Annotated in this window: 18 protein-coding genes and 4 pseudogenes; 8 read left to right on the top strand and 14 right to left on the bottom strand. The window is 47.9% G+C overall.

Translation table 11 applies throughout. The features are described from left to right. Positions 1–4 precede the first annotated feature (4 nt). From dosC to FFT88_RS17925, 4 genes are all read right to left on the bottom strand, one after another. Positions 5–1,387: a diguanylate cyclase DosC gene (gene dosC, locus FFT88_RS17940; protein ID WP_130210475.1), complete on the bottom strand. Its 1,383-nt coding sequence runs from the start codon at positions 1,385–1,387 to the stop codon at positions 5–7. A 344-nt stretch (positions 1,388–1,731) separates the two neighbouring features. Next, on the bottom strand, positions 1,732–3,051 hold the full coding sequence (locus FFT88_RS17935; protein WP_130224876.1) for a glycoside hydrolase family 10 protein: 1,320 nt from the start codon (positions 3,049–3,051) through the stop codon (positions 1,732–1,734). 130 nt (positions 3,052–3,181) lie between these two features. Further along, positions 3,182–4,717, bottom strand: a complete 1,536-nt coding sequence (gene gadC, locus FFT88_RS17930; protein WP_130259039.1) for an acid resistance gamma-aminobutyrate antiporter GadC — start codon at positions 4,715–4,717, stop codon at positions 3,182–3,184. Positions 4,718–4,871: 154 nt separating this feature from the next. After that, entirely contained in the window at positions 4,872–6,272 is a 1,401-nt protein-coding gene (locus tag FFT88_RS17925; protein WP_135405912.1) for a glutamate decarboxylase, read from the bottom strand. Positions 6,273–6,864: 592 nt separating this feature from the next. On the opposite strand from FFT88_RS17925, the gene FFT88_RS17920 reads away from it, so the two are divergent. Then, positions 6,865–7,416, top strand: coding sequence for a tyrosine-type recombinase/integrase (locus tag FFT88_RS17920; protein ID WP_135405911.1), 552 nt, complete (start codon positions 6,865–6,867; stop codon positions 7,414–7,416). Here FFT88_RS17920 and FFT88_RS17915 read toward each other — a convergent pair. Further along, positions 7,413–8,255 carry a helix-turn-helix transcriptional regulator gene (locus FFT88_RS17915; protein WP_135405910.1) on the bottom strand — a complete coding sequence of 281 codons (843 nt, stop codon included), beginning with the start codon at positions 8,253–8,255 and terminating at the stop codon, positions 7,413–7,415. The genes FFT88_RS17920 and FFT88_RS17915 overlap by 4 nt on opposite strands. Before the next feature lie 150 nt (positions 8,256–8,405). Here FFT88_RS17915 and FFT88_RS17910 point away from each other — a divergent pair, with 150 nt between their 5' ends. From FFT88_RS17910 to FFT88_RS17890, 5 genes are all read left to right on the top strand, one after another. After that, positions 8,406–9,068, top strand: a complete 663-nt coding sequence (locus FFT88_RS17910) for a tyrosine-type DNA invertase (RefSeq protein WP_135405909.1) — start codon at positions 8,406–8,408, stop codon at positions 9,066–9,068. A gap of 366 nt (positions 9,069–9,434) precedes the next feature. Then, positions 9,435–9,899, top strand: a complete 465-nt coding sequence (locus tag FFT88_RS17905; protein ID WP_135405908.1) for a CaiF/GrlA family transcriptional regulator — start codon at positions 9,435–9,437, stop codon at positions 9,897–9,899. Continuing rightward, positions 9,896–10,513 (top strand): LuxR C-terminal-related transcriptional regulator, encoded by a 618-nt coding sequence (locus tag FFT88_RS17900; RefSeq protein ID WP_135405907.1) that lies wholly within the window; start codon positions 9,896–9,898, stop codon positions 10,511–10,513. The genes FFT88_RS17905 and FFT88_RS17900 overlap by 4 nt, the downstream gene beginning before the upstream one ends. A 323-nt stretch (positions 10,514–10,836) precedes the next feature. Next, positions 10,837–12,057: an autotransporter strand-loop-strand O-heptosyltransferase gene (locus tag FFT88_RS17895; RefSeq protein WP_135405906.1), complete on the top strand. Its 1,221-nt coding sequence runs from the start codon at positions 10,837–10,839 to the stop codon at positions 12,055–12,057. Continuing rightward, positions 12,050–15,727, top strand: a complete 3,678-nt coding sequence (locus FFT88_RS17890) for an autotransporter outer membrane beta-barrel domain-containing protein (RefSeq protein ID WP_135405905.1) — start codon at positions 12,050–12,052, stop codon at positions 15,725–15,727. Before FFT88_RS17895 ends, FFT88_RS17890 begins: the two co-directional genes overlap by 8 nt. Before the next feature lie 272 nt (positions 15,728–15,999). Here FFT88_RS17890 and FFT88_RS17885 read toward each other — a convergent pair whose 3' ends face one another. The 3 genes from FFT88_RS17885 to FFT88_RS17875 form a co-directional block, all read right to left on the bottom strand. Continuing rightward, positions 16,000–16,368 carry a helix-turn-helix domain-containing protein gene (locus FFT88_RS17885; RefSeq protein ID WP_135405904.1) on the bottom strand — a complete coding sequence of 123 codons (369 nt, stop codon included), beginning with the start codon at positions 16,366–16,368 and terminating at the stop codon, positions 16,000–16,002. A 56-nt stretch (positions 16,369–16,424) separates the two neighbouring features. Then, on the bottom strand, positions 16,425–16,676 hold the full coding sequence (locus FFT88_RS17880) for a DUF1471 domain-containing protein (protein WP_135405927.1): 252 nt from the start codon (positions 16,674–16,676) through the stop codon (positions 16,425–16,427). Positions 16,677–16,819: 143 nt separating this feature from the next. Continuing rightward, entirely contained in the window at positions 16,820–17,584 is a 765-nt protein-coding gene (locus FFT88_RS17875) for an SDR family oxidoreductase (RefSeq protein ID WP_135405903.1), read from the bottom strand. 150 nt (positions 17,585–17,734) lie between these two features. Here FFT88_RS17875 and FFT88_RS17870 point away from each other — a divergent pair, with 150 nt between their 5' ends. After that, complete coding sequence (locus FFT88_RS17870) at positions 17,735–18,628, top strand: LysR family transcriptional regulator (RefSeq protein ID WP_135405902.1); 894 nt, start codon at positions 17,735–17,737, stop codon at positions 18,626–18,628. Between the two features lie 61 nt (positions 18,629–18,689). Here FFT88_RS17870 and FFT88_RS17865 read toward each other — a convergent pair. The 4 genes and pseudogenes from FFT88_RS17865 to FFT88_RS17855 form a co-directional block, all read right to left on the bottom strand. Next, positions 18,690–19,145: pseudogene (locus FFT88_RS17865) on the bottom strand (hypothetical protein); the annotation flags it as partial. After that, positions 19,146–19,292, bottom strand: a pseudogene (locus tag FFT88_RS25945) (carboxymuconolactone decarboxylase); the annotation flags it as partial. Continuing rightward, on the bottom strand, positions 19,270–19,749 hold the full coding sequence (locus FFT88_RS17860) for a cupin domain-containing protein (protein ID WP_135405901.1): 480 nt from the start codon (positions 19,747–19,749) through the stop codon (positions 19,270–19,272). The pseudogene FFT88_RS25945 and the gene FFT88_RS17860, both read right to left, overlap by 23 nt. 64 nt (positions 19,750–19,813) lie before the next feature. Then, a pseudogene (locus tag FFT88_RS17855) lies at positions 19,814–20,161 on the bottom strand (ATP-binding protein); the annotation flags it as partial. 2 nt (positions 20,162–20,163) lie between these two features. Here FFT88_RS17855 and FFT88_RS17850 point away from each other — a divergent pair. Further along, positions 20,164–20,988: pseudogene (locus FFT88_RS17850) on the top strand (alpha/beta hydrolase); the annotation flags it as partial. A 306-nt stretch (positions 20,989–21,294) separates the two neighbouring features. On the opposite strand, the gene hipA reads toward FFT88_RS17850, so the two are convergent. Then, on the bottom strand, positions 21,295–22,617 hold the full coding sequence (gene hipA / locus FFT88_RS17845) for a type II toxin-antitoxin system serine/threonine protein kinase toxin HipA (RefSeq protein ID WP_135405900.1): 1,323 nt from the start codon (positions 22,615–22,617) through the stop codon (positions 21,295–21,297). Then, positions 22,617–22,883: a type II toxin-antitoxin system antitoxin HipB gene (gene hipB, locus FFT88_RS17840; RefSeq protein ID WP_135405899.1), complete on the bottom strand. Its 267-nt coding sequence runs from the start codon at positions 22,881–22,883 to the stop codon at positions 22,617–22,619. The genes hipA and hipB overlap by 1 nt, the downstream gene beginning before the upstream one ends. Between the last annotated feature and the right edge of the window lie 363 nt (positions 22,884–23,246).

The raw sequence follows: 23,246 nt of genomic DNA, 5'->3' as shown, positions 1-23,246 counted from the left end.
GCATCTAAAGACTGGCTTTCCAGAGTTCAACACGGTTTCTACCTCGTCTTTTCGCGATATACAGAGCTTCATCGGCTATTTGAATTAAGCGTTCATAATCAGGATGCCCATTAAACATGGCAGCGCCAATGGACAAAGAAAGGGTGATGTCTTCGCCATTTGCGGCTTTCAGTTTGGTTTTTTCCACCCGGCTGCGGATCCGCTCTGCGGTACGCAAAGTGTCATTTTCTGAAGCTTCAGTCAGCACTATGATAAATTCATCGCCACCGTAGCGAAAAACATAGTCACTGCTACGTACGTTGTCGTAAAACGCCTGTGAGACCTTACGTAAAATCTCATCGCCTGTGTTATGTCCCCATGTATCGTTGATCTCTTTGAATTTATCTACATCGATGATCAGAACAGACAATGGTGTACCGGCCCGATTGGCATGGGCAATTTCACGTTTAAAGATAGTCGGCAAGAAACGGCGGTTAAGTAATTTCGTCAGTACATCCATACCCACTTCATGACGCGAGACTTCTTCAAAGAGTTCACGCAGTAAGGTGATAATTTGCGATACGGTATTTCGTATCTGTAATAAAAACTTCACGCGCAGACTTTTGTTACTCAAATTTTTGGCATTGAGCATTGTCTGATGAAAAACCCCGTCGAAATCCTGAATAAGGCGAGAGATATGACCAACTTCAGCAATGCCACTAAAATAATGGCGACCTTTATGGTTAAACCACAGGCCAAAATCAGCCTGACTTAACGGTAAGCTGCTGCCTAAATCAGAATCCAACAGGACTTTATAAATAATATCTATTTCCCATGAAAGTAATGAGGCTATTTGGCGTTCTTTTTCTTCTTCGGCGTTTTCCAGTAATGAGAAGATACGATAGTTCTCGTCTTCTTTAGCCGCGCTACTGTCGCTAAAGGTAAATGCTCTGGTCATCACTTCCATGGCTATGTCGATACTGTTAATCGAAAAGTGATAAACCTGAAGTTTTTCAGAAGGTGAATAATCAGAGGAAAATATTACCGGGTAGAGGATTTTTTTCAGCACGCGAAAACCCATCTCGACAATTTCTACCGGAATGCCAATACGAGCATGGACTTCGGCTACGGTATGTTGGATTTGTATAAGTCTTTCAACATCGTCCGTTTGTGCAGAGAGCACATTGATAATCCACGTTTCCATCGCACTTTTAAGTTGCCTTTCAACCTGTTCGTTACTCAAAAACTCTTCGGCATGCGGGTCAGTGCGTACAATTCGATAAAACTCAACACTTAAGTAATGAGCATGCGTTACGGCAATTTCTGCCGCTTTGTTACGAATGAGGGGGTCGACCTGGGCAACTAATCCGGTCCACTCATCTTTCATTCTTTTAAAGTACATCTCCATAATTCATACCCTTATACGGCTGGAAAGGCAGACGGAATCGAAAAACGCAACTCGTTTGGACAGGTTTATGGCACCATATTCTCCTGAAATATGAAGATATACCGAAACGAAATAAATGACTTATGACCGTTTTAATCTACGTTACTGGTCTTCTGAAGAGTATAGCCCATCGTGATTATTTTTCGGTGATGGTTAATATCGTATGGTTTTTCATATTCATACGTTTTTATCAGGGGAATTATAACAATTCGACTTAAGTTGATTTGATTATTCGTTGAGAGTGTTTTGTTGATGACAAGCCGGTGTTTAAAGCACCGGCAGTGTCATAAAGTAAGAAAGGGCGTTTAGCTTCCCCAACGGCTTTGCAGATAGCTAACTGCCTGTTGAGTTTGCGGCTTGTTCAGATAGTCTTCGCGGAACAAAATCGTGCCGCTAATTTCTGGCACGGCGTCGTTAAGATCGAGCTGCTTTTTCAGTTCTGGCACGCCGCCGTTAACCATCCAGTCTGGTTCTATCTTTGAGGGTTCGCCGACTTTATAGAAGGCGATACCAATATAAAGACGGGTTTTGGTTGGTTTGACGACATCTGCCCACCATTTTGCCAGTACGTCATAACGTGCTGCGCTACGCGAGAACGGCCAGTAAATTTGCGGGGCTATATAATCCAGTAAGCCTTGTTCGACCCAACGACGAGTGTCTGCGTAGGACTCATCATAAGCTGCGGCCCCGCGCGTATCAGAACCGAGCGGATCGTGTGAGCGATTGCGCCAGACGCCCGCAGGGCTTACACCAAATTCGACTTCCGGCTTAATACTTTTAATGGTGTGCGACACCTTAGCAATTAACTGCTGGGTATTGTTGCGCCGCCAGTCAGCTTTTGACGCAAATGCACCACCGTATTTGCGGTATGTCTCGTTATCGTTAAGCCGTGAATCCGGTGATTCAGTATAAAAATAGTCGTCAAACTGCACGCCATCTACCGGATAACGAGAAACCACTTCAGCAACTATCGATGTGATCCAGTCCTGAACTTCAGGGATCCCTGGGTCGAGAACAAAACGGTCACCTGACGTCCTGATCCAGTCGCGATGTTGAACATAGACGCTGGCCGGTTGTTGAGACAGGGTGCTATTCAGTTCCCTGATAGTTCCGGGCTTCGTATTAACCGACACGCGGTAGGGGTTAAACCAGGCGTGTACTTTCATCCCACGCTTATGGGCTTCGTCGAGAATAAATTGCAGCGGATCGTAACCAGGATATTCACCAATTTTGCCGGTCATTAGATCGGACCACGGTAAAATCTTCGACGGCCAAAGGGCAGTGCCGTCGGGCTTCACCTGGAAAAAGACCGTGTTAATTCCCAGTCGTTGCAAGTTTTCCAGTTTGTCGATCATCGCCTGCTGTTGCACGCGAACCCGGCTGGTGGGGTTGCTGATGTTAACCGAGGAGACGGGAGGCCAGTCGAGGCGGGACACCGTGGCCAACCAGATACCGCGCATAGGTTGCGACGACTGTTGTGCGGTCGCTGGTGGTTTTGAGCCTGCTGGTGGTGTCGTCATTGAATCTGGAGGCGTGCTTTTACAACTACACAGTAAAAGAGCCAGTGCAACCAGTGCCGCTGGCCTTTTAATCGCGGATTTCACAGTTCGGGAGCAGATATCCATATATGCTTATTTCCGGTAAACAGATGTGCGCTTATTCTCGTACTTATCTGGGGCAAGTCAATACGGCAATAAGTACGCAAAAGGGAGCGATTAATTTTCGCTCCCTTGTGTTATTACCACTCAGACACGGTTAGTGTTTCTTATCGTTCATCACAATATAGTGCGGTGAACGAGCACGTGGATGCAGGAAGAAGTGACCTTTCGGCGCGTTCTGGCTGTTAATTGGCTCCAGTGTAACACCTGTATTCGCTTTGCCTTTACGGTCATGAATGGCATAGAGAATAAAGGGCAGGGCAAGTACCACCAGGAAACTAACGACCAGTAATTCGACATACATATCGGTAGAGTCACCCTGGATGTTATCCGGCGGCAGGAAGGAAACAATAAACGCCATAATTGAAGTCAGCAGACCGACAATAGCCACGACCAGTTTCACCCCTTTACCACCAGGGATATTAAATGTGCGTTTTAAGTCAGGATGTTTAAGAACCAACACAATGTAGCCAATAAACAGCATGAAATAAGCACACAGATAAATCACCACCGTCAGCGCCAGTGCGATCAGGAAGGACATGTTGTTACCACCACCGGTGTTGGTGAGGATGATCAACGCGATAGAGGTAATCACCAGCTGGGAAATTACCAGAGTTACCGGCACACCATTTTTGTTCATTTTAGCGAACGCGGCGGGCAGTAGATTTTTCTGCGCGGTGACATACATCCCACGAGAAGGGCCAACAATCCATGAGGCGATTTCCGCCAGAACACCCAGCAGCAGCAGGGCAGAGATAACGCGAACCGTCCACTCAATTTCCGGTGCCACATGAGACATCAGCACGGTGAATGTTTGCATTACACCTGCGGACAAGTTGATTTCATTACCCGGAATCACCATCGCAATGGACAAACCGCCTACTGAACTTAAGCAAATCGCTGCTACCATCAGCAGTAACATTGCCAGCGGATAGTCGCGCCCGGGGTTGCTCATTTCATTGACGTGGGTCGCGGAAGCTTCTACCCCCATATAACTCAAAATGAAGGCGACAAACACAACCAAAGTGCCAACTTTCGAGAAATCAGGGAAGAAGGTTTTGGCATCCATTTCGATAGCAACCGGTGCTCCGGAGTGCAGATAAATCGCTGCTAATGCAATCAAAATAAATGCAGGCAGTAGAATACCCGCGAAGAAACCCACTTTCGCAATTCGCGCAGTATATTTAGTTCCGCCAAACTGAGTTAATGCCAGCGCCCAAAGAATAATCAGCGCCGCGATAGTTTTCGTTACCGGGTCTTCATTCAGTGCTGGCCATTTCAGAATGTAGGACAGCGCCCCTAACACGAAATAGAGCATTGGAATAAAGCCAATAGCGATTTGCAGATAGCCAAATGAGATTGCAGCGAATCCCCATTTCGGCCCCAGGGTATTTGATACCCAGGCGAACACACCACCTTCTTCCCAGCCGTCCACGGTAGCCATTTCCGCAGCACAAAGACCAACGGGAATAAACCATAAAATCCCGCCTAAGAGCAGGAAGAAGACCAATGAAAAGCCAGATGTTGCGAAGGTAGGGTATTCATAAACAGCCATTACCATCGACGCCGTGATGGCGAAGAACCCGAGTAATGTTAGCTGCTTAGCTTTACCTGTCTGTACTGATGTAGCCATATTATCCCCCTAAAACGGTTGTCCTGTGGAACCGCACCTGTTTTGCTCTGAAGTGCCTTCAGAACAATTTTTTCCGTTGCTAATGCCAGTGAACAGACTTCGGAAATTGTCCCGAAACGGTTCGTTTCGGGACACCGTTACCGCTTAAACGTTATCAGGTATGTTTAAAGCTGTTCTGCTGGGCAATGCCCTGCAGTTTCGGGTGATCGCTGAGGTATTTCAGGGAGGCTTTGTAGTCTTCCAGCAACAGTTCAGCGAAGTCCATTTCGAAGCCACGGCGGCACATAATGCGCATTACCACGATGTCGGTGGCTTCACCGCCGAGAGTAAATGCCGGAACCTGCCAGCCGCGCAGACGCAGACGTTCAGAGAGGTCATACAGGGTATATCCTGGATTTTCCCCGTCTTTCAGTTTGAAGCACACCGCCGGGATACCTTCATCCGGGCGACCCGTACAGATGAACTCATACGGCCCCAGTTTGGCGATTTCATCCGCCAGGTAAGCAGCAACCTGGTAAGAGGCGTTCTGTACTTTGGTATAGCCTTCACGACCGAGGCGCAGGAATTCATAGTACTGGGCAATCACCTGACCTGCCGGACGGGAGAAGTTGATGGCGAAAGTACCAATCTGACCGCCGAGATAGTCAACGTTGAATACCAGTTCTTTCGGCAGCGCTTCTTCGTCACGCCAGATAACCCAGCCGCAGCCCAGCGGAGCCAGACCGAATTTATGGCCTGAAGCACTGATCGATTTCACGCGCGGCAGGCGGAAGTCCCAGACAATATCCGGCGCCACGAACGGCGCAAGGAATCCACCGCTGGCGGCGTCAATGTGCATGTCGATGTCGATACCGGTATCGGCCTGGAATTTATCCAGTGCATCGTGCAGCGGTTGCGGGAATTCATAGTTACCGGTATAGGTCACGCCGAAAGTCGGCACCACGCCGATGGTGTTTTCGTCGCAGGCCTCAATCATGCGTTTCGGATCCATGAATAGCTGACCGGGACGCATAGGGATCTCACGCAGCTCGACATCCCAGTAGCGGGCAAATTTATGCCAGCAGATTTGCACCGGGCCGCAGACCAGATTAGGTTTATCGGTCGGCTTACCTGCGGCTTCCATACGCTTGCGCCAACGCCATTTCATCGCCATCCCACCGAGCATACAGGCCTCGGAAGAACCAATGGTGTTGGTGCCAACGGCCTGGCCGTTTTTCGGTGCAGGCGCGTGCCACAGGTCAGCAACCATATTTACACAGCGCAGGTCGATGGCTGCGGATTGCGGATATTCTTCTTTGTCGATCCAGTTTTTGTTGATCGACAGATCCATCAATTTATGGACATTTTCGTCGTCCCAGGTCTGGCAAAATGTTGCCAGGTTCTGACGCGCATTACCGTCGAGAAATAATTCATCATTGATAATTTGAAATGCGACATCATCACGCATTTCATGCAGCGGAAAATGTTTAGATTCAGCGATGGTGGAAATAGATTTTGTACCAAAACGTGAATCGAGTAGTTCCGACCTTAAATCCGTTACTTGCTTCTTATCCATTTCAAACTCCTTAAAATGATTGGATCGCAATAAAAAAGTAGGATTTATCGATAAAGTAAGCAAGCTCAATGGTCTGGGTTTTAAATAACAAAATCCTAATCTTGTTTAGTTCCTGACAATAATTACATTATATTTTTTAAAGTAAAATCAAAAGGATGAACAATATGTCAATGATAATTTCGGGGTTTTCAGTGTTATTTTAATGTGTTTTTTTACCTGCCGTTATTATTGCGTAAAAATTAGCCAATAAAATATCATTATTAGTTAGTGGTTAATTTTTTGAACGTTTTTAAAGATTATCGAATAAAAAAGAGATAATTACCAGAATCCCCGCCAACATTGTTAGTGGGGTAATTTGTTATTTCGGCAGTAATACTACGATATAGGTAACTGCGTGAAGGAGTTGTTGCCCTGGATGTAAACTGATTTTTACCCTACGTGTCATATGGACGTTCACTTATTATCTTTGAAGGCCAGGCAAGATAACGTCAATACGGCGTTGGGGATCGTTTACACGCCAACTTCCGAAACTGATAAGTCTTCCTTTTAATTAATAGTGTAAAATTCAGGTATAACTCTGACAGGAGGAAATATGCGTAAATACATCACCAGCAGCGAATGGACGCTTTTTTTTAATGCTATAACGGGTACGCGAAATGAAATCCGTGATAAAGCACTACTGCAAATAGCTTACATTCATGGGCTTCGCGTCAGTGAATTGATAGACCTTAGGCTGGGAGATCTTGATATGACTGAAAAAATTGTTTTTATTAGGCGACTGAAAAATGGATTATCAACTTCACATCCATTACAGCCAGAAACAATAGAATTATTGCAACGCTGGTTCCTGATTAGAAAAAGATACGCTAAGGGTAGTCAGGATGATTATCTTTTTCTGTCAAGCCATGGAAAAAAAATTTCCAGACAATGGATTTATAAACTCTGCGCACGATATAGTCAGCGTGCGGGTCTGAGAATTAAGGTTCATCCGCACATGTTGCGTCATGCCTGTGGTTATGCTCTTGCTAATCAGGGACTGGATACCCGTCTGATTCAGGATTATCTGGGTCACAGGAACATTCATCATACTGTACTGTATACAGCCAGTAATCCAGGACGTTTTCATCGGGTCTGGCGAAGTTAAATTTTTACGCAAGGAATGAGGAATTGCATATCCATAATATTTTTATTATCTGTTCTGTGAAATAGTGTATATATAGGTCCTCTTTTTATAACACATTTATTAATACACAGTGCCCCCATGGCATCATATATATGAAAATCAAAAATCTCTTTGTATGTCCCAGTAAATTCCTGGCTGGCATATAAACCATCAGGAAGAAGCGTCTCTGGTAGGGAAAAACTGTTTATTTCTTTAAAAGTATAAATTAGTTCAGAATCTGTTTCTCTGGAGGGTATCATTTCGCCTGAAATCATAAAATCAGACATTTCATCAACAGGACCATAAATTGATATTATGGACTCAAAAAGGTTACGGTTATAAATAAAATGATCGCCGCTCTGGGTATGGATAAAGTCCATTCCCAGATTCACAGGCATTTTAAGGTTTGGAACAGAAGGATGATTGCCCTCAGCTATCTCAATCATTCTGAATTTTGTGCACAGTGTGGTTCTGTACAATACGGGCTGGGCATACTGCATATCCCAGGCATCCGCATTGCGATACTGTACTGGTGACACCTTGAACTGTTGCCTGAAAGCACGGGAAAAAGCCTGGGGCGAACTGAACTCATACATTAGTGATATATCTGTTATCCGGCGACTGGTATGACGCAAAAGTAAAGCGGCAAGTGTTAGTTTTCTGCGACGTATGTATTGCGCCACACTGATCCCCGTTACATCCTGAAACAGTTTGTACAACCAGCGTTCTGAATAGCCTGAACGTTCAGCAAGAACTTTTACTGACAGTGAGCTGTTCAGATTCCCTTCGATAATTCCCGCCAGTTGCTGGATTAAATTCATTTGCTATACCTGTGGGTCCATGCCAGTTGACTGTTCTTAAGAGCAATCGGTGTTTTATTCTGCTTTCCTGACTTTAGCACGTTTAGCCATAGCCTGATGGGGGCATCGTGTCACTCTTGACCGCTCTGTTTCATCTGACCGGAGCCATTAATGTCTTCCCGAAAATTTCTTACTCACCATGAAGTCAGCCTTTTGCTACAGGCGGTGCTGAAGGGGCGCCACCCGGAACGTGATGCCTGCATGATACTTCTTGCCTTTATCCACGGACTCAGGGTCAGCGAAATGCTTTCGTTACGTCTTGCTGACCTTGAGCTCGAGTCCCGAAAACTGTGCGTCCGGCGCCTGAAAAACGGCTTCAGTACCGTGCATCCCTTACTGACTGAAGAAGTACAATGTATCAGGAACTGGCTCAAAGCCCGGGGAACTATAAAGTTGTCTGCAGACGAAGAAGCGATGGGTTGGCTGTTTATTTCCAGAGCAGGGCGTCCGCTTACCCGTCAACGATTTTATAACTTGCTGGCTGAAGCCGGAAGAAATGCCGGGCTGGCTGTTGCTGTCCATCCACATATGCTGAGACATGGGTGTGGTTACGCGTTGGCAGATAACGGCATCGATACACGCCTGATTCAGGATTACCTGGGACACCGGAATATCCGGCATACGGTGATTTATACAGCTTCAAATTCGGCCCGCTTTGAACGGTTATGGAAGCCGTCAAAAAGGGCGAAAAAGCAACTTTTTGACCCAAACTGTAAACTGCCTGTATTGCGGTTGCAAATGTTAAAAAACACATGTTATGCAAACAACAATTAATTAAAGATCATTTGATTTAAATCAATAAAACCCCCGAATCAATTCCCTTCTGTAACAATATGGCATTGATGTCTGTCAGTTTTCTAAATTTTCCAAAACTCCATCAATAGTATAAATAGCCAAAAATATCACATAACTAAGAAAATAAAACCAGATAAAAACAAAAATTTAGTTTTTTAATCCAATGTTGTCAAAATGGGTCATTTTGACAACAACAGATCCTCTTCTTGTGCACCTGTACTGCGCGTTACTCAGCACTGATAACCCGACACAAGCGGCAACAGATGTCTGTTGTCATTATTGGGTGGAGGGATGTCAGTGCTTCTTAATTCATACTTCTGACGGAGAGATATTCAGGTGGCGGGTATGCCTGAGAGACGCAGACGAATAAAGAGACATTTTTTCTGTCCTGAGTGTGTTCAGGACATGCAGGCTCGGCCACTGTATATCATCGTGACCTTCTGGGGGATGCGAATCGGCAGGTTACTGACAGTTGAGGCGGTCAGCCGGGAGTTTCATATTCCCCAGAGAACAGCAAAAGATATTCTGTATTACATTGAGCACGAGGGACGAAACCATATCCGCTGCAGGCGCTTTATACAGAACGAACCGACAACGGGACGAAGACGCGCCCTGCGGATCCTGGATATACAGGATCCGCAGGAAATCCCGGCCAGTTCAGGAGCAAAACTGGATGTTCAGTTGGAACCTGTTGCCCCCGCAGCAAAGCAGTCACTCAGGCCACATACAAAATTTCAGAAACTACGTCAGTGGATGGTATCGAGAAAACAGAATGAACAGGCTCCTCTGGAGCTGACAGAATACGGATGAAACAGATATTTTTGATGAGTCAGTGTCAGTACACCCGCCTCGGGCTTTTGGCAGTGATGGAAAGTGCCGGGCAACATGCTGTTCAGGTTATTTCCGTGGAAACACCGGAGCAGATTGTGTCGCATATTCTGTCTGATAGACACCTCCCCGGGAAACAGCGTGTCATTGTGGTAGATCTCACCTGCCATGAGTCATCAGTGACTGTGAGGGCGCTGTGGTTTTTGTGGAATCTGTCAGTCCTTTATTCTGAACGCCACGAACTGAGAGAGATTCCATGCTTTTTATTTGGACATAAGGAAGGGCGTAATAATATCAGATATCCTTTTGTCTGGATTTCTCCGTCACAAAATTTTCGGCAGTTGAAAAATACTTTTCTGCACATTCTTGCCGTGCCTTCTCTCTATATAAGTAGTGGGTATGGACTTCAGCGTTTAAGTGTTAATGAGCGAAGGGTGATAAATGAACTTCTTAGTGGGGAAACTGTAAGTGATATTGCAAAGCGCATGGAAATACATTACAGCAATGTGTGTTACTACCGACAAAAGGCGATATTTAAAATCGGTCTGAGAAACCGGAATGATATTGCATGGATTATGAACAGGACGTTTTTGTAAGCGCTGTAACTGTACGTACTGAACGGATACACTTCCGAAATTGATAAGTCTTTCCGCACGTAAACTGTAAACTAACTCCTGCGCGTAGCCGGAAGTAATGCAGGGAGCATTTCATCTGCAACGACTAAAGTCGTTGGATAAATATAATGAAATGCGCGAGGCGTGACTTCGTGAGCATGTCATGTGTGAGCACATCTCTGCTATTACAGAAGAATATCATAACTGAACGATGGGTATTACTCATTATAAGAAAAACAACTCAGTTATATTGTTAGCGTACTCATCGTGCTTTTCAACGCTTATATATTTTTGAAGGTGAAAATATGTCAACGCTGAAGAATACATTTTTTATTCCTCCGCCTGATACGCCAACGCAGGCAGGGCCTGAAAATATTTTTTATGACTTTAATGATGGTGCACGTGTATTGCTTCCTGAAGGGAAATGGCACGTGCGTCTGCTGGATGCGGATTCAGAAAATATTCTTTTCTGCTGCGATGTGGATAAAGGCTGGGTAACCAGCAGTAAGAAATATTTCGTGCGCTTTCGTATTCAGGTATTCCGTCAGGGTGAAGAAACGCCTCTGCTGGATGAAACCCTGAAATTAAAAGACCGGCCTGTACTGATTTCATTCCCGACCGGGACGCTGGGCGATTTGCTCGGCTGGTTTCCTTATGCGGAACGCTTCCAGTCCCTGCATAAGTGCCGTCTGGAATGCACGATGGCGCAGGACATTATTGATCTGCTGGCGCCTCAGTATCCGCAGATACAGTTTTCCACGCCGGATAAGCCGCGCACGGTGGCGCCTTATGCCACCTATCGCGTGGGGCTCTATTTCGGTGGCGATACAAACAATCAGCCGGTGGATTTCCGCAAGGTCGGTTTCCACCGCTCTGCGGGCTACATTCTGGGCGTTGACCCGCGTGAAGCCCCCGTCCGGCTTGACCTGTCTGCCCCCCGGATTATCCAGGAGCCTTATGTGTGCATCGCCACACAGTCCACCTGTCAGGCGAAATACTGGAACAACGGCACCGGCTGGAGTGAGGTTATCGCACACCTGAAATCACTGGGTTACCGGGTGCTGTGCATTGACCGGGATGCCCATTATGGCCAGGGCTTTGTCTGGAATCACATCCCGTGGGGCGCAGAGGACTTTACCGGCAAGCTTCCGCTGCAGGAGCGGGTGAACCTGCTGCGGCATGCCAGCTTCTTCATTGGCTTGCCAAGCGGCTTGTCATGGCTGGCCTGGGCTACCCGTATTCCGGTGGTGCTGATAAGTGGCTTCAGCCTGCCCAACAGCGAATTTTATACCCCGTGGCGGGTATTCAACTCCCATGGCTGTTATGGATGCTGGGACGATACATCGCTGAATTTTGACCACCACGATTTTTTGTGGTGCCCGAGACATAAAAACACTGACCGGCAATTTGAATGTACCCGGCTGATAACCGGCGCTCAGGTCAATGGTGTCATCAATAAACTTCACCGTTCTTTAACTGAACAGGGTGTTGAGGACACTCTGGAGGAAGGAGTAAGCAATGAATAAGGTTTATAACACTGTGTGGAACGAGTCCACCGGGATGTGGGTCGTTACCTCAGAGCTGACCCGGAAAGGAGGCCGGCGCCCCCGTCAAATCAAACGTACCGTACTGGCAGGGCTGATTGCCGGCCTGCTTCTGCCGTCGGCGCCTGCTCTGGCAGTAGTTTATAACGATCAGGTGCTGGGGAAAGGAGGTACAAGCGCATCCATGTCTCTGGGGTCTGGCGACACGGCAACAAACACGACTATTAACAGTGGTGGGCAGCAGCATATCTCCAGTGGTGGCAGTGCCACGAGTACCACCATTAACCTGTTTGGGGCGCAGTATGTTTCCAACGGCGGCAGTGTCACTGACACCACCATTAAATATGGAGTGCAGCATGTCTTCAGCGGGGGGAGTGCCACGAATACCAACGTTAGCGGTATGCAAGCTGAACAACATGTCTATATCGGTGGCAGTGCCACGAACACCATTGTTAGCGGCTCCGGGAAGCAACAAGTCTTCGGTAATGCCACCAGTACCACCGTTAGCGGTACTGGTATCCAGTATGTTCACAGCGGTGGTAGCGCCACGAGCACTACCATTAATAGCGGAGGATTGCAGATAGTCTCCAGCGGCGGCAGCGCGATCGCTACAACAATCAACAATGCAACCCAGAATGTTCACAGCGGTGGTAGCGCCACGAGCACTACCATTAATAGAGGAGGATTGCAGATAGTCTCCAGCGGTGGTAGCGCCACGAGCACTACCATTAATAGAGGAGGATTGCAGATAGTCTCCAGCGGCGGCAGCGCCACGGGCACTACTGTTAACACAGATGGTAAGCAGAAAGTTAACTCTGGTGGTCTTGCGAACGGCACCACCATTTGGGGAGGGAGTCAACAGGTGGCGGCAGGCGCCAGTGTGACCAGCACCACCCTGATAGGAGGAGGGTGGCAAGTTATTGAACCAGGTGCCTCTGCCACAGACACTGTTATCCACTCTGGCGGCATTCAGCAATTATGGCTAACTAGTGTCGCAGACACTGTTATCCACACTGGTGGAGAACAGTATGTGTATGGCGGTAGCGCAACAAACACCACCATTAATGGTGGGGTCCAGTATGTTACGGAATATGCAAATGCTGGTTCCCCAGTGTTAGGCAGTGCCACAAATACGATAATCAACTCAGGCGGGAGCCAGCTTGTATTTATTGCCAGCGTGACCAGTTCCACCATTAATGAAGGTGGTGTTCAGGAACTGCTGACGCGTGGCAGTGCAACGGATACGATCGTCCACTCCGGCGGGACTCAGCATGTTCTTGGCGGCAGTGCAATCAGCACCACCCTCAATGGTGGTGTTCAGTATGTGGTGGAATATCCTGACCCTCAAACTTCCATCGTATCGATTGGATCTGCCACCGATACTGTGATCAATTCAGGCGGTGTACAGAATATCTTAGGTGGTTCAGTGACCAACACATCTATTAATGACGCCGGTACCCAGAATGTGCAGGTAGGTGGCAGTGCATCCCTGACCACTATTAATAACGGGGGGAGCCAGACTGTGCTACGTGACGGTAAGGCCAGTGACACCATTCTCAATAGTGGCGGCACCCTGATGGTGGATGCAGGTGGCACCGCCACCGCAATTACCCAGAATGATGGTGGTGCGGTGGTGACAAACACCAGTGCATTCCTGAGTGGTACCAACGATAACGGCAGTTTCAGTATCGCTGGCGGCAGTGCAACCAATATGCTGCTGGAGAACGGCGGATACCTGACGGTGTTTGACGGTCATCAGGCCAGCGATACGATGGTTGGCAGTGACGGTACGCTGGATGTCCGCAGCGGCGGTGTGCTCTACGGCACCACCACCCTGACTGATAAAGGGACGCTCGTCGGTGACGTTGTCACAAATGAAGGGAACCTGCATTTCCTCAGCAACAGTGCTGCGACCTTCGCAGGCACCCTGACGGGGACCGGTACCCTGACGCAGGAAGGCGGTAGCACCCGTTTCAGCGGCCTGTTGTCTCAGGACGGTGGGATTTTCCTTAAGAGTGGCGGGGCCATGACGATGGATGCCCTTCAGGCGAACACTAATGTGACGACACAGTCAGGTACCACCCTGACGCTGGATAACGGGACCATCCTGACAGGGAACGTTGCGGGAGACAACACCGGCGCAGGTGATATGGCGGTTAAAGGTGCTTCTGTCTGGCATCTCGATGGTGACTCCACTGTTGGCGCATTAACGCTGGATAACGGGACCGTTGATTTCCGTCCGTCAGCAACCACGCGTCTGACGCCAGCCTTCCAGGCGGTGTCGCTGGCGCTCGGGAGCCTGTCTGGTAGCGGGACGTTCCGGATGAACACGGATATTGCATCGCATACCGGAGATATGCTGAATGTCGCGGGTAATGCCAGCGGTAACTTTGTGCTGGATATCAAAAACACCGGTCTGGAGCCAGTATCTGCAGGAGCGCCGCTTCAGGTGGTGCAGACTGGTGGCGGTGATGCCGCGTTTACCCTGAAAGGCGGGAAAGTCGATGCCGGTACCTGGGAATACGGCCTGAGCAAGGAAAATACCAACTGGTATCTGAAGGCTGACACTCCGCCTCCGGTGACTCCGCCGACTAACCCAGATGCTGGTAACAACCCGGATGCTGGTAACCCAGGCACAGGTAAACCGGATGCAGGTAATCCAGGTACAGGTAAACCGGATGCAGGTAATCCAGGTACAGGTAAACCGGATGCAGGTGTGTCGTCTCCGGTGCGTCGGACAACAAAATCAGCCGACGCGGTACTGGGCATGGCGACAGCACCGGCATACGTTTTCAACAGCGAACTGGATAATCTGCGTTTCCGTCATGGCGATGTGATGCAGAATACCCGTGCACCAGGGGGCGTATGGGGCCGTTATACAGGGTCAGACAACCGCATCAGCGGCGGGGCCAGCTCGGGCTATACCCTGACTCAGAACGGTTTCGAAACCGGCGCCGATATGGTCTTTGACCTGGGTGGCAGCAGTTTAGCTGTAGGTACCTTCTTCTCTTACTCCGACAACAGCATCAAGCATGCCCGTGGAGGAAAGAGTGCGGTAGACAGCACCGGCGGTGGTCTGTACGCGACCTGGTTTGATAATGACGGCTACTACGTGGACGGTGTGCTGAAATACAACCGCTTTAATAATGAGCTGCGTACCTGGATGAGCGACGGTACGGCGGTGAAAGGGGATTACAGCCAGAACGGTTTCGGCGGTAGTCTCGAAGCGGGCAGAACCTTCAGTCTGAATGAGAATGCATGGGCGCAGCCATACGTGCGGACAACGGCATTCAGGGCGGATGCGAAAGATATCAGCCTGAATAACGGTATGAAAGCCAATATCGGTGCAACCAAATCTCTGCAGGCTGAGGCTGGCGTGAAGCTGGGGATGACCCTTGACGTTGGAGGAAAAGAAGTCAAGCCGTACCTGTCGGCGGCAGTGAGTCATGAATTTTCGGACAACAACAAAGTCCGTATCAATGACACCTACGACTTCAGGAACGACATCTCCGGGACGACCGGGAAATACGGACTGGGCGTCAGTGCGCAACTGACCCCAAATGCTGGCGTCTGGGCTGAAGCTCGTTATGAAAACGGTAAACAAACCGAGTCTCCGGTCACGGGCAGTGTCGGGTTCCGTTTTAATTTCTGAGACGTGTCCTGAACAGAGCAGGGATTAAACCATGCGCTGCGGGCGGAAGTTAAAAGGCTTCCGCCCGCGTTTAGATACTTGCTGCCAGAATTCGTAAAAAAATTTCACGGCCTGTAGCGATGCAAACTGTGTGGACAATGAAGCTAAGCCAGATGGTCAATGTAATATCTGAGGGGATAAAACAAGGGTAAACAGGTTTCCATATCCATTAGAACTATGGGCTCAAAAGATATTCATCTCTCGATGCAGAATAAATTACCATTTAAGTGATACTACGTAAGTGTGAAAATATTTAAAATATTAATGTTTTTTATCCTTTCGGTGTTTCTATATTTTAATGGTGGTAATTTGTATTTTTTAGAGAAAATCCGAGTAAAAGTCTGTTGAGAATCGAACCCATATTTATAGGCGATGCTCATCACAGACTCATTAGTCTCGACAAGATCTTTAGCTGCAAGACCAAGTTTTTTATCTTTGATATATTTCCCAAGGCTAACTTTTTTTATCTGTACAAAAATCCGCTGAAGATGCCACTTAGAGTATCCAGCCCGCGTAGCAACATCGTCTATCTTCAGCGGTTTATGTATGTTTGAATCAATCCATTGAGTTACCTCATCGATAATATCTTCTGTTCTGGACATAAGACGACGCTAACTATAAGAGGGCTGTGACATATATTGTTCAAAATGCTAATTACTTACTTGTAGATTTCAGCAACCCCGTGCAATCGGTTATTCCCCGTGGTAGACAGAATTTTGAATGATATTGCTCCTTGCTCATCAGCTTTACGAGAAAGCGCATTCGATAATTCATCAAGCGTCAGGGCATTACTGGCTGAGACTACACCAATCTTTTCTTTGCCATCTGCATGACGAATCTCCTCAGCAGCAGATGCAGTATTTACCGAAATGAATCCCATGAATAATGCAGTAATTAGTAGTGCTTTCATATCTGATACCTGTTTTAAACGATGTATTTGGAAGTTGACGAATATCAGAAGGAGCTTCCTCCTTCTTGATCTGTAAATATACAGTTCTAAGCTGTCATAAGACTGACTGTCATATGACAACGTTGTCAGATTTTTAAATTTTTTTAATACAGATTCAGGTCGTTAATAATGCACTCAGGTTCTTCAGTAAGGGGCATATTGTCTATATCGAAAACCCCATCATTTTTTTGGGGATTATCACTCTGCAGCTCTGCAAACAGAGGGGTGAGATCCTGCTGTGCTTCTCCTTGCTCTGCGACCAGTTCAAACGTTTTATTTTTAGCCGCATCATTGCTCAAGGCCGTTACCAGTACCCGGGCGATTTGTTCCCGGGAGATAACACCATCTTCCGGCGTTCCCGCATGGCGTCTATCCCCCTGAAGCATGACGATTCTGTGCTCATCATCATTGTTGTAATCAAACCAGCCGGGTCTGACGATAGTGTAGATATGCCCACTGGCTCTGACCAGGCGTTCAGAGCGTCTCTTCCAGTCATGAACTTCAGTACGTTGATTCCAGCTACTGAGCCGCTCAGTAACGCCAATCGTTGTCATCAGGGCGATGCGAACAGGTGTATCCCTGAATATTCGCAAAATGTTACGTACACCGCCGTAATCTATCGCTCTGGCACCAATACGTCCCTGACCATCGGAGCCGAGTGTAAAAATGATGGCATCAATATCTTTCGGTAAATCGGTGAGTGTTTCAGGTATTGAAACATCGCCATAGAAAATATCTGTTCCACGAGGGAGTAACTTGATTTTCCGCCGATTCCTGACCAGAGCCACGGGCTGATGGCCCATTGCAATAGCAGTATTCACAACATGAATGCCAATGCTTCCTGTTGCGCCAGCAACGAGTATTTTCATGATAAACCTTCTGATAATTCAGCCTTATATTTGATACAGCCAGAGAATATCAATTATCATTATTGCCAGTAACGAGGCTAAAATGATTGTGTCTATGAACACCCTTCATGAATGCGCTTTGAAGGGAGTGCTTCTACAAGGAAATCGTCAATGCTTAAAGAAAACTTCAACGAACTGCAAATCTTTCTTGTGGTGGCAAGAGAGCGAAGTTTTACCAAAGCAGCGAGCAAACTCGGCGTCTCTCAGTCTGCACTTAGCCATGCAATGAAGGCACTGGAGGAAAGGTTAAATATCCGTCTCTTAACCCGAACTACCCGTAGCGTGGCCCCCACGGAAGCAGGGGAGAGAATAATTGCCTGTCTTGAGCCACGTATAGATGAGCTTGAGCGCGAACTGGAATCACTTATCCAACTGAATGGCACGCCCTCCGGGAATATTCGTTTATCAGCCGGGGAACATGCTGCGCGCAGTCTGGTCTGGCCGAAGCTAAAACCGTTCCTCAGGGAATATCCCGAAATCAATGTCGAACTGGTGGTGGATAACGGTTTTGTCGATATTGTTGAAGGTCGTTTTGATGCTGGGATCCGGCTGGGTGAAAGTGTGGATAAGGATATGATTGCAGTGCGAATTGGGCCGGATATGCGGATGGCCATGGTGGGATCGCCGGCGTATTTTGCTGCAAACCCTGCGCCTGAAACGCCTCACGAACTACAAAATCATCGCTGCATCAATATGCGTCTGCCAACTGCCGGTGGACTTTATCACTGGGAGTTTGAACGCGAAGGGAAACCGTTTCGGGTCAGAGTTGATGGGCAACTGACGTTTAATTTGCTGCCAGAAAGAATTGATGCCGCATTATCAGGATTTGGTATCGCCTGTGTTCCCGAAAACGAGGTTCAGGATTATGTAAAGTCAGGCGAGCTTATTCAGGTTTTACAGGAGTGGTGTCCAACTTTTCCCGGATATTACCTTTACTATCCCAGCCGTAAGCAGCATCCGCCTGCTTTTGCGCTGTTGATTGATGCACTTCGCTATTCAGAGTAAAGGGCCCGCTTTTTGCTGTGGGCCCGTTTAGGTATTAACGGCCTACGCATGCCTGGTATGGCTATTGCAGATTTTTCTCTTTCAAAAACCGACTCACCAAATCAGCGATCTGCACATTATTCAGGTCAGAGAACGGGAAGTGGGTATTACCTTTTATCCCTACTTCAGGCAGATGCGTCACCGTCACATCCCCACCATGCTTGTTAACCACGTCACGACACTTACGCGCCATTGCCAGCCGTACTCGCCAGCTGTCCTGTGCGGGCATGGCTACAGGTTTATCCGGTATGTTATCGCCGTAAATAATCAAAATCGGGATTTTAGTCAGCGCCATAAACTGTTCCATTGGCACTGGTTCACCCTTCAGCGTGTCGAACGCACTTGGCATAGGGGCAGGGAGCTCTTTTTCCGGGAACACAAAACCGCTGCCTGGCTCGAAGGCGACAATGGCGTTGACCTTGTTGTTTTTCATCGCGGTATACCAGCCTGGTCCACCACCCTGAGAGTGAGTAAAGAGGCGAGCTGACAGCGTATCTGAAACCGTATATTCATGATTCATTTCGGTGACTCCTTTATTGATGAGCGCAGCATTTGCGGTAAGCGCAAAACCAAAGGTTAGCAGTACCGCTGCCGTTAATATCTTAATGGGCGTGGTATTGTTCATCTGTCACTAACTCCTTCCAGTTAACGCTTTTGCCATCCACCACGCCGGTTATTGCCAGATGTGTCATCGCACTACCGGGGGCCGCCCCATGCCAGTGTTTAACGTCCGCCGGACAAGAGACAACATCGCCAGCACGGATCGCCTGTACCGGCTTGCCTTCTTGTTGGGTGAGTCCAACACCAGAGGTCACAATCAGTCGCTGACCTGCTGGATGCGTATGCCAGGCGGAGCGGGCACCAGGTTCAAAGGTGACATAAGCCGCGGAAACACGGATGTCGTTGTCAGCATTGAACAGCGGATCAACCCGGACACGACCGGTAAAATTCTCCGCCGAGCCATACACCGCAGTCTGGCTTCCGGCGGGGGCGATATGGACGGTGGAATTTTGCTCCGCAGCCCATGATGAAGTTGTGAAGAGAGGCAATAGTAGCCCAAGATAATGTAACTGTCTGATCATACAAAGCGTCCTTATCTACGGTGACAGGAGGGGAGACAATGATTCTATTCAGACGGACATGTCGTCAGGCTGACGCCTCGCTGACAATTTTGTCAGCTAACGTTGCTCCAGACTCAGTGCCTGAAGGCGCATTGCTCACCGTTTTATCCGCTTTCAGCGCAAAAGTGAGGCCAAATGTATTGATGCCGCCTTCACTACGAGCAAAGACATCACCCTGGTGCATAATAGCGACGGCACGCACGATCGACAGGCCCAACCCATGATGGGCATCACTCCTTGCTCGTGAAGTGTCGATGCGATAAAACCGCTCAAAAAGCCGATGTAAGTGTTCTGGTGCTATCGGATTGCCTGGATTGGAAACTTCAACACAGGCCTGATTATCCCTTTCGCTTAAGCGCACAGTAATTGTGCTAATATCCGGCAATAGTGGTGGCTCACCCTAATGGTGGCGTAAAAGAGCAGGTCGCCGGATTATATGCCCAACGCCTGGCTGAACACGGATATATTACCATCGCCGCCGATGCTGCTTATCAGGGGGCCAGCGGAGGGCTGCCACGTAACGTAGACAAACCTGCGAACCGTATTGAAGATATCCACGGCATGGCTGATTTTATCAGCCAGTATCCCGGTGTTGATAGCACCCGTATTGGTTTGTTGGGGATTTGCGGGGGAGGAGGGTATTCACTTGCTGCCGCCGAGACGGACAAACGATTCAAATCGATTGCAACCATTAGCATGTTTAATTCAGGACTTGTACGGCGCAATGGTATGCAGGATTCACAGCTGGATACTATTCAACAACGTCTTCAGCAGGCTTCTGATGCACGAGCTCAGGAAGTAGCCGGTGGCGAAGTGCTTTACTCCGGTGATGCCAACCTGACTGATGAACAGATCGCTAAATTACCTTTTGCGTTATATCGCCAGGGCTACGAGTACTACTGGAAAACCCACGCGCATCCAAACTCAACGTTTAAATACACCACAAGCAGTCTGTTAGACTTGATGAACTTTGACGTGACGGACCATATCAACCTGATCAATAAACCACTGCTAATGATTGCCGGTTCAAAAGCGGATACGCTCTATATGACTAAAGATGCGTTCGCTAAAGCTACCGGTACGAAGGACAAAGAACTCTTCCTGATCGATGGTGCTACCCACATTGAGACATATTGGGTGCCTGAATACGTTGACCAGGCGACGCAAAAGTTAGACGTTTTCTTCCATAAGAATATCTAGTTACCCTCCAGGGGATCCCCAGCCGTACAGGCTGGGGGATATCCATCAGCTGTAGCCACTGTCCACTTGGCGAGGTAGTTAAAAAATCGAAAGAAAGCTCCAGCATCCTGGGGAATCAAGATTCCGACAATAGGGTAGTAATTTGCTGACTCTACGAGGCGAGACGTGGGTGTAAGACGTTGCTTATCCAATCCAATTCGTCATTTAACATAATATACATTATGCGCACCAACATAAACAAAGGGAAAATCCAGTCTTTAGCGGTCATGATTGTCCTGCTCATTAGCCACGACCAAAACCCTCATCTCACTTAATTCCGTATTCTCGGCTTAACCGACCGTGCAACCTCAACACATTGGTTTCAATTGCCGTCACCACATTCTCCGGAAAATCTGCCGGTAATGAAGCCTTCACGTTATCCAGTGCTGCGGGAATCATTCTGGCAAAGTCACTCAGGATTTCATGCATCTGCACTTCCGGGAATTTCAGCGCCTTTGCTGTCGCCAAAAAATGTCGCGGATAAATTTTATCGATTGCCGTTTTTCTGCCTTTGGATGCGTTAAGCCCCATTGCCAGTTTGAGATCGCTGATGTGTATTCCCGCGCCACCCAATACCGGAAATGCTGAAATGATGTCGTAAAATGGCGTGAGTCGATAACTGCCACCGGCCTGGATAAAAACCGAAAAATTTTTCGCATGGCCGTCCGTCGCGCCAATCAACCACTGGAATACCTGGAATTTCATAAAATCATAACGATCGCGAAGCGCCTCGCTGGACCCCATTAAAAACGCCATGATCCGCGCGATGCCTGGGCCTCCGTCAGATTCATATTTCACCGATGAAGGTAAACCGAATGTCTGACACATATCCTCCTGTGGCAAGCGAAGTAAAACCGTTCGTTCAGTATTCCAGCGCCTGTCAAAGCGTTCGACCGCTAACGCGCGCACTCTACCCGCTTTTATGATTTCTGCGTCCGGAACATTCAACCCGAGTTCTTTCGCCAGCAGCAGACAGTAATATTCATTATCCACGCTTTGACTGAGATCGAGCGTCGCGTTGGGCTGCCTGATTTCACCAATCGGTAATTTAATGATATGCGTCGTCGGCGTTATTCCTTTCGGAATGCACCAGTCATTGCCCATTCTGAGCAGCGCGGTCTTCTCCTGCGCGCCAGCAACCGAGATACGAAAGTCATTTTCTTCTCTAATCATGCCTAGCGGAATATCTGCTTTATAAGCCGTTAATACTTCTTCAAGTCTGGCGTCAGTAAGCTTTTCCCATGCCATTATCGGGTGCGTTACGGTTTCATCTTCTGGTAATAACGTCACGGCGCCAACGCTGTCTCGCCCGATTTCTGACAATAAATCAAACGGTTGTCTGGATTTAGCATGATAACGTTTAACGATCCGGTCGCGTACAACCGGGCTATCGGGTAACAGGTTATCGAAGAAGTTAAACACGGCATCAGAGGTGATATTCCCCCTCTGCAATGGCATCGATAGCGACAACGGCCTGGCATAACGGTTGGCTAACCACTCCGGCGCATACCTAAAAGTGTGCGCGCCATTGGCCAACTTCGTTAACTCGCCTACCCGCTGGTTGTTCATCCAAGTGACAAGTTTAGGCATTACCACTCCAGATCTTGCTGTTCTGTTGATTCTGGCGCAGCGTTTTTCGTGTCGCATAGCGTCATAGAGAGTTCAAGTGACTGTAATATCTTAAAAAATGTCGTCAGCGTGGTGTTATCGGGATTATTCTCGAAATTCGAAATCGTCGCCTGCTTAATGCCGATTTTTTTCGCCAGCTCGCTCTGCGTCCAGCCATTTTGCTGACGAACCAGTTTCATTGCATTCGCTAATTGCCTTGGGCTATAGATCATCGGAAAGCTTATCATGCCATACGTCCACAGGAAGTTTATCCGCTTAAGGGGATATTGTCCGTTTTATCCCTTAGTGAGGATAAAGTCAATCTGTAAACGCATTTTATCCGCTATACGGGATAAATGCTGCGATATCCGCGATCGCGGATAAAAGGGAGAATTTAAAAAACGGCGCTGATGCACCGGTTGAAGTTGCTGACTAAAGTCGGCAATACTAAACCGCATACCATCTTCGGCATGCGGCTTGATACGGTTTAGCAGATATATTTCACTCCCGGCATGCCCTGAGTGTCGCTATAGCCTTTATCACCTAATAAAGAAAAGAAATAGGAATACCGATACTCAAAAATTAACAGCCACGGTTATCAGGATGTGGCT

Origin of the sequence: Escherichia sp. E4930, from assembly GCF_005845405.1 — a bacterium.
Lineage (GTDB): Bacteria > Pseudomonadota > Gammaproteobacteria > Enterobacterales > Enterobacteriaceae > Escherichia.
Note: the sequence above shows the minus strand (reverse complement) of the source record. Positions and strands in the feature narration are given on the sequence as shown.

What these genes read in the sequence shown, in the direction of transcription:
- dosC (WP_130210475.1), bottom strand. Translation starts at nt 1,387, where the DNA reads ATGGAGATGTACTTTAAAAGAATGAAAGATGAGTGGACCGGATTAGTT.
- FFT88_RS17935 (WP_130224876.1), bottom strand. Translation starts at nt 3,051, where the DNA reads ATGGATATCTGCTCCCGAACTGTGAAATCCGCGATTAAAAGGCCAGCG.
- gadC (WP_130259039.1), bottom strand. Translation starts at nt 4,717, where the DNA reads ATGGCTACATCAGTACAGACAGGTAAAGCTAAGCAGCTAACATTACTC.
- FFT88_RS17925 (WP_135405912.1), bottom strand. Translation starts at nt 6,272, where the DNA reads ATGGATAAGAAGCAAGTAACGGATTTAAGGTCGGAACTACTCGATTCA.
- FFT88_RS17920 (WP_135405911.1), top strand. Translation starts at nt 6,865, where the DNA reads ATGCGTAAATACATCACCAGCAGCGAATGGACGCTTTTTTTTAATGCT.
- FFT88_RS17915 (WP_135405910.1), bottom strand. Translation starts at nt 8,255, where the DNA reads ATGAATTTAATCCAGCAACTGGCGGGAATTATCGAAGGGAATCTGAAC.
- FFT88_RS17910 (WP_135405909.1), top strand. Translation starts at nt 8,406, where the DNA reads ATGTCTTCCCGAAAATTTCTTACTCACCATGAAGTCAGCCTTTTGCTA.
- FFT88_RS17905 (WP_135405908.1), top strand. Translation starts at nt 9,435, where the DNA reads ATGCCTGAGAGACGCAGACGAATAAAGAGACATTTTTTCTGTCCTGAG.
- FFT88_RS17900 (WP_135405907.1), top strand. Translation starts at nt 9,896, where the DNA reads ATGAAACAGATATTTTTGATGAGTCAGTGTCAGTACACCCGCCTCGGG.
- FFT88_RS17895 (WP_135405906.1), top strand. Translation starts at nt 10,837, where the DNA reads ATGTCAACGCTGAAGAATACATTTTTTATTCCTCCGCCTGATACGCCA.
- FFT88_RS17890 (WP_135405905.1), top strand. Translation starts at nt 12,050, where the DNA reads ATGAATAAGGTTTATAACACTGTGTGGAACGAGTCCACCGGGATGTGG.
- FFT88_RS17885 (WP_135405904.1), bottom strand. Translation starts at nt 16,368, where the DNA reads ATGTCCAGAACAGAAGATATTATCGATGAGGTAACTCAATGGATTGAT.
- FFT88_RS17880 (WP_135405927.1), bottom strand. Translation starts at nt 16,676, where the DNA reads ATGAAAGCACTACTAATTACTGCATTATTCATGGGATTCATTTCGGTA.
- FFT88_RS17875 (WP_135405903.1), bottom strand. Translation starts at nt 17,584, where the DNA reads ATGAAAATACTCGTTGCTGGCGCAACAGGAAGCATTGGCATTCATGTT.
- FFT88_RS17870 (WP_135405902.1), top strand. Translation starts at nt 17,735, where the DNA reads ATGCTTAAAGAAAACTTCAACGAACTGCAAATCTTTCTTGTGGTGGCA.
- FFT88_RS17860 (WP_135405901.1), bottom strand. Translation starts at nt 19,749, where the DNA reads ATGATCAGACAGTTACATTATCTTGGGCTACTATTGCCTCTCTTCACA.
- hipA (WP_135405900.1), bottom strand. Translation starts at nt 22,617, where the DNA reads ATGCCTAAACTTGTCACTTGGATGAACAACCAGCGGGTAGGCGAGTTA.
- hipB (WP_135405899.1), bottom strand. Translation starts at nt 22,883, where the DNA reads ATGATAAGCTTTCCGATGATCTATAGCCCAAGGCAATTAGCGAATGCA.